This is a genomic window from Hallella seregens ATCC 51272, from assembly GCF_000518545.1.
Classification (GTDB): domain Bacteria; phylum Bacteroidota; class Bacteroidia; order Bacteroidales; family Bacteroidaceae; genus Prevotella; species Prevotella seregens.
Map to the genome: position 1 here is coordinate 1 of NZ_JADU01000062.1, position 1,005 is coordinate 1,005.

Annotated in this window: 2 protein-coding genes; both read right to left on the bottom strand. The window is 49.8% G+C overall.

The annotated features are described in order from the left end of the window. Positions 1-272: 272 nt before the first annotated feature. Positions 273-545, bottom strand: coding sequence for a type II toxin-antitoxin system YafQ family toxin (locus L888_RS0111150; protein WP_027952944.1), 273 nt, complete (start codon positions 543-545; stop codon positions 273-275). After that, positions 532-801, bottom strand: coding sequence for a hypothetical protein (locus L888_RS0111155; RefSeq protein ID WP_005843415.1), 270 nt, complete (start codon positions 799-801; stop codon positions 532-534). Before L888_RS0111155 ends, L888_RS0111150 begins: the two co-directional genes overlap by 14 nt. Between the last annotated feature and the right edge of the window lie 204 nt (positions 802-1,005).

Sequence of the window (1,005 nt, forward strand, 5' to 3'; positions counted from 1 at the left end):
CGGATAACAACTCTCAACAACGGCAATGCCGCGGCGCAGCGTTGTTTTCGGTTGTTGTTCGTTGTCTTTTTTGAACCCGGTGCGATTGGGCGTTGTCTTTCAATTCCCCATGCGCCGCACAACGTAGGGACACACGCCCTGTGTGTCCGCAACATCGTCGGGAGGTGAACACCTCGGGAATGACCACACACGACGGAAAACGAAAATCTTGGCAACGGGGAGAAAACAACCGTCCCACGCTCCATTCAAGGGCGTGGGACAAAAATCCAGGATTATCTAAAAAGTTCGGAGTGGCTGCCTACTCTCAGCACTCGTATGGTTGATAAATCCTCATCTATCCAGATGAGCAGGAAATCGCTTTTGACGTGACACTCCATACAACCCTCGTATTCGCCTTGTAACTGATGAGGATGATAAATCGCAGGAAGTTTTTGTTCACGAGCCAGCATTTTCAGCACTTTGAAGAGCTCTGCCAATTCATGAGGCTTGCTTCTATAGCGTTTGAGGTCTTTCTTGGCTTTCGTACTGTAGTCAACCTTTTTCATCCATCTCTTCTATTGATTTCACAAAGGCGTCAAAATTGGAGAGGTCGAGTGTGCCGGCAGCGGGCTTCCCCGACCGGGCCTCCTCAATGGCAGCCTTCGTTTCCTCGTTCGGCTCATGGTACATGGCATCGAGCAACACACTCTCCACATAGTTGTTCAGGCTGCGGTTGGCGGCCTTGGCATGCCGCTTCAGCGTTTCAAGCAGGTCGGCGTTCAACCTGAACGAAGCCGACTTTCTTACTGTCATCGTTTCCATATTCCTGTCCTTTCTTGTTATGTTGCATGCAAATGTAATACAAATAAGCGGAAAGTCCAAGTCTTTCTCCTGATTATTTCAACGATTCGTTTCCGTCGTGTGTGTCAGTATGTCAAAGAGCGATGTTTGGGTATATCAGGAATTACTCCGCCACGGGCCGCACCCCTATTCCCATTCCTCGGGCAACAATGCTCCAGGTACGCA

Excerpts from the sequence above, each read along its gene's own strand:
- L888_RS0111150 (WP_027952944.1), bottom strand. The coding sequence starts at position 545 with ATGAAAAAGGTTGACTACAGTACGAAAGCCAAGAAAGACCTCAAACGC.
- L888_RS0111155 (WP_005843415.1), bottom strand. The coding sequence starts at position 801 with ATGGAAACGATGACAGTAAGAAAGTCGGCTTCGTTCAGGTTGAACGCC.